Origin of the sequence: Streptomyces sp. NPDC059455 (genome assembly GCF_042750115.1) — a bacterium.
In the GTDB taxonomy this organism is placed as follows: Bacteria; Actinomycetota; Actinomycetes; order Streptomycetales; family Streptomycetaceae; genus Streptomyces; species Streptomyces endocoffeicus.
The window spans coordinates 1-3587 of the sequence record NZ_JBHYVB010000311.1 but is presented as its reverse complement, the minus strand read 5'-3'; the positions used below and the strand labels follow the sequence as shown (position 1 = coordinate 3587).

Sequence of the window (3587 nt, the reverse complement as noted above, 5' to 3'; positions counted from 1 at the left end):
CGTACTGAGCGGGCTCAGGTCGTACGCGGCGGGCTCAGGTCGTACGCGGCGGGCGTCGGGCCCCCGGTGTGGGGGGCGGGCCCCCCCCGGCCGGGTTAAATCCGTCCCCGGCGCCCGGACCCGGACGTTCCGGGGCCGGTACCTGGTGCGTCGACGGCGCGAACAGCTTCGTCCGCGCCCGGCTTGGCACTGCCCGGAGCGACGTCGGCTTTAGGGAGACCTGGTTCGTCTGCGACCTCAAGCCGAAGGTTCCGCTGCACCTGGGGTTCGACAATGGGCAGGTGTGCGACCCGACCCGCCCGCACTGCCTCTTCCAGCTCGGCACCCGGCACCGCCGGTTCGAGTTCGCGCTGCTGCCCGGTGAGGACCCGGGCCGGTTCGACGACCCGTGGGCGGCCTGGGAGCTCCTGGAGACCTATGGCATCACCCCGGACCGGGCCGACCTCGTCCGGCACGCGGTCTACACCTTCGAGGCCGGGCTCGCCGAACAGTGGCGCGGCGGCCGGACCCTGCTGGCGGGTGACGCCGCGCATGTCATGCCGCCGTTCATGGGGCAGGGGACGTGCTCGGGGATCCGTGACGGCAAGGCCCTCGCCTGGCGACTGGACCTGGTACTGCGTGGCCTCGCCGCCGACACCCTACTCGACGGCTACCAGGCCGAGCGGGCGCCCCACGTCGAGACGCTGATCCGGCTCTCCGTCGAGGCGGGCCGGGTGTCCTGCACTTTCGACCAGGCGCTCTTCGATGCGGGAGAGGGCCGCGTCGCCGTCGCGGACGAGTGCGGCGTCGATGTTCACCTCGCTCATGTCATTGACGATGACGGCGGCTCGTAGCCCGTCGCGGTTGTTGAGGAGGTGGTTGAGGAGGGTGGTCTTGCCGGATCCCAGGAATCCCGACAGGACCGTCACCGGCAGCTGATCGGCCATGGCGCGGTCAGTCCTCGGGGTGCAGCAGACCGCGCCGGTAGGCGGGGACGAGCCGCCGCGGTACCTGGTGTTCGCGGCCGTCGATGGTGATGGTCACCAGCTCTGGCGTGCTCGCCTTCCACTGCGCGCGGCGGTGGCGGGTGTTGCTCCGGGACATCTTCCGCTTGGGCACGGCCATGTCGTATGGGCCCTTTTCCTGGTCGGTGTTGTTCACGCGACCGTACATGAAAATGGGTACCGTTTCCATGTAGTGTGCTGGCTGCTGTGAGGTCGTCGCTGAGGAGGAGAAGTGCCGCCGTTGGTGATGTTGCGGGTACGCAGGACTGCTTATGCGCTCGTCACTGCCATCGGACGGGGGCAGGGGTGAGGGAAGGGGGCGCGGCCTGCTGGGCGTGGTGTCCGGCAACACCCCTGAAGCGCGAGGCCGCGTTCTGGACCTGCTGCGGCGTGCCTCGCCCGACGCGCTGGTGCTCTCGGTCTCGGTCCATGGAGACGTGGCGGGGCGGTACCCCTTTGTGCAGCGCTTTGCCGTGGGTGGTGATGAACGGCAGCGGGCCTCGTTGGCTCAAGTGGCCACGGGTGACCCGTCAGTGATTATCCGTCAGGATCTGAGTGCCATTGCCAGGGCCGCCCCGTGCACGCATGTCGTGCTCGCGCTCCCTGACAACGTTGACGCCCTGCCGTTCCTGGCGGAGCTGTGGCGAAGCCCGCTGGGAAGGACTCCGCTGTCGGACCACTACGATCTCGCACCCCTCGCCGTCGGCGTCGACCCCGGCCGACTGCTGAGCGACCTGCGCTGTGTGCGCCGCGCCGCCCACCTCTTCGGTGACCATCCGCAGGCTGTCCCCCTTACGCTCGCCGAGGCCGCGGCCCGGCAAGTGGAGGCTGCCCACGTGATGGTCCTGCGGGATGGAGGAGTGGAGGACGACGGCCGCCTTGACGGCTCCCGTGCTCTGCTCGCCCATCTCAACCCGTCCGCCCTGGTCCTCCTCGATGGGGAAGAACGTGACAGCGCCTTGCTGACGCCTTTGGACGGCCCGGTTCCGGGTGGGCCGCGGCCGGACCGGCCGACCGGCTCGACGTCCTCGCCCCCGCCCTACGCCGCCGTGGCATCGACCGCGGCGTGGCCTCGGCGCTGTGGCGCTCCCGGCGCCCGTTGCACCCCCAGCGGCTGGCGGAGAGCCTGCCCCAGGTCATGCCCGCGGTGGTGCGCAGCCGAGGGTACCTGTGGGTGGCCACTCACCCGGACGCGGTCATCTCCTGGCGCTCGGCCGGCCGTCATCTCGAACTGCGGCAGGCGGGGAGTTGGTTGGAGGACGGGGATACGGGCGCGTGGCGCGCCGCGTCGTCCGAGCGTCGAACCCTGGCCTCGTGGCACTGGGATGACCACTACGGCGAGCGTCGCAACGAAATCGTGTTCATTGGAGCGGAACTGGACGCGGACCGGCTGCGGGCCGCGCTGGACACCGCCGTACTTGACGACGGTGAACTGGCACTCGGCGCTGACCGCTGGGCCGACCTGCCCGATCCGCTGCTCGGCACTGCGATCCGGGACCCGGGGGCTGAATCGTAGGGGGCAGGACCGTGTGACAGGCGGTAACACCCGGTGATCATTGTCAAATTTGCTGCCGGGTAGACCGTCGACGCGAGTGCGAACGCGGGCGCGGCGGGGGCCGCGGTGCGGACGCTGCGGGCCGGAATGAGGCAAGTGGCGTCCGCCCGCGTCCGGTGGCCCGGTGAGGGTTACCAGCTGCTCTTGGTCACGCCGGGGAGTTCGCCCGCGTGTGCCATCTCGCGCAGCCGGATCCGCGAGAGGCCGAAGGCGCGTAGATGGCCGCGGGGGCGGCCGTCGATGGAGTCGCGGTTGCGTACCCGGGCGGCGCTGGCGTCGCGGGGCTGGTGGCGCAGTTCCCGCTGGGCGTCGAGCCGTTCCTCCGCCGGGGTCCGGGGGTCGGCGATGACGGCCTTCAGTTCGGCGCGGCGCTTGGCGTGGCGGGCGACGATCGTCCGGCGCTTCTCGTTCTTGGCGATCTTGCTCTTCTTGGCCATCAGACCTTCCCTCCCCGGGCGCGGATGCGGGCCACGGCGGTCTCGATGCCGATGGCGTCGATGGTCTTGATGGCCTTGGCGCTGAGGGTGAGTCGGATGTGGCGGCCCTCGCTCGGCAGCCAGTAGCGCTTGCGCTGGACGTTGGGGTCGAACCGGCGCTTGGTGCGGCGGTGCGAGTGGGAGATGTTCTGGCCGAAGCCGGGCTGTCGGCCGGTGAGCTGGCAGTGGGCGGACATGGGTTCCTTTCGAAGTGTCCGGGGATGGTGCGGGTGGCACCGTGGCACCGTACAGCTTGATGAAAATGAAAACCAAATCCATGTATGCTGTGGCTATGGCACGCAATGAACTACGTCCGATCATCAAGCTGAGGTCCACGGCGGGCACCGGCTACACGTACGTGACCCGCAAGAACCGACGGAACGACCCCGACCGCATGACCCTCCGCAAGTACGACCCTGTTGTCGGCCGCCACGTCGACTTCCGTGAGGAGCGCTGACCGCCATGAAGCCCGGCATCCACCCCGCCTACCGGCCGGTCGTCTTCCGCGACCGGGCCGCCGACTTCGCCTTCCTCACCCGCTCCACCGCCACCAGTGACAAGACGGTCGAGTGG

General features: G+C 69.9%; 7 protein-coding genes and 2 pseudogenes. 4 read left to right on the top strand and 5 right to left on the bottom strand.

Annotated elements, in window-relative coordinates; translation table 11 throughout:
- Positions 1-68 precede the first annotated feature (68 nt).
- Positions 69-680, top strand: a pseudogene (locus ACFXB5_RS50375) (FAD-dependent monooxygenase); the annotation flags it as partial.
- 45 nt (positions 681-725) lie between these two features.
- Here the strand turns inward: ACFXB5_RS50375 and ACFXB5_RS50370 are convergent.
- The 3 genes and pseudogenes from ACFXB5_RS50370 to ACFXB5_RS50360 all read right to left on the bottom strand — a co-directional run.
- Positions 726-926 (bottom strand): annotated as a pseudogene (locus ACFXB5_RS50370) (GTP-binding protein); the annotation flags it as partial.
- A gap of 7 nt (positions 927-933) precedes the next feature.
- On the bottom strand, positions 934-1104 hold the full coding sequence (gene rpmF / locus ACFXB5_RS50365) for a 50S ribosomal protein L32 (protein ID WP_060944632.1): 171 nt from the start codon (positions 1102-1104) through the stop codon (positions 934-936).
- 409 nt (positions 1105-1513) lie between these two features.
- Positions 1514-1891: a hypothetical protein gene (locus ACFXB5_RS50360; protein WP_385222006.1), complete on the bottom strand. Its 378-nt coding sequence runs from the start codon at positions 1889-1891 to the stop codon at positions 1514-1516.
- 158 nt (positions 1892-2049) lie between these two features.
- Between ACFXB5_RS50360 and ACFXB5_RS50355 the strand changes: the two genes are divergently transcribed.
- On the top strand, positions 2050-2499 hold the full coding sequence (locus tag ACFXB5_RS50355; protein WP_385222004.1) for a GTP-binding protein: 450 nt from the start codon (positions 2050-2052) through the stop codon (positions 2497-2499).
- Between the two features lie 170 nt (positions 2500-2669).
- Here ACFXB5_RS50355 and rpsN read toward each other — a convergent pair whose 3' ends face one another.
- Positions 2670-2975, bottom strand: coding sequence for a 30S ribosomal protein S14 (rpsN, locus tag ACFXB5_RS50350; protein ID WP_385222002.1), 306 nt, complete (start codon positions 2973-2975; stop codon positions 2670-2672).
- A complete protein-coding gene (rpmB, locus tag ACFXB5_RS50345; RefSeq protein WP_385221998.1) occupies positions 2975-3211 on the bottom strand; it encodes a 50S ribosomal protein L28 in 237 nt (78 codons plus the stop codon). Before rpmB ends, rpsN begins: the two co-directional genes overlap by 1 nt.
- A gap of 95 nt (positions 3212-3306) precedes the next feature.
- Here rpmB and rpmG point away from each other — a divergent pair, with 95 nt between their 5' ends.
- Complete coding sequence (gene rpmG / locus ACFXB5_RS50340; RefSeq protein WP_009719228.1) at positions 3307-3471, top strand: 50S ribosomal protein L33; 165 nt, start codon at positions 3307-3309, stop codon at positions 3469-3471.
- 5 nt (positions 3472-3476) lie between these two features.
- A partial coding sequence (locus tag ACFXB5_RS50335; protein WP_385222021.1) for a 50S ribosomal protein L31 occupies positions 3477-3587 on the top strand: 111 nt, incomplete at its 3' end.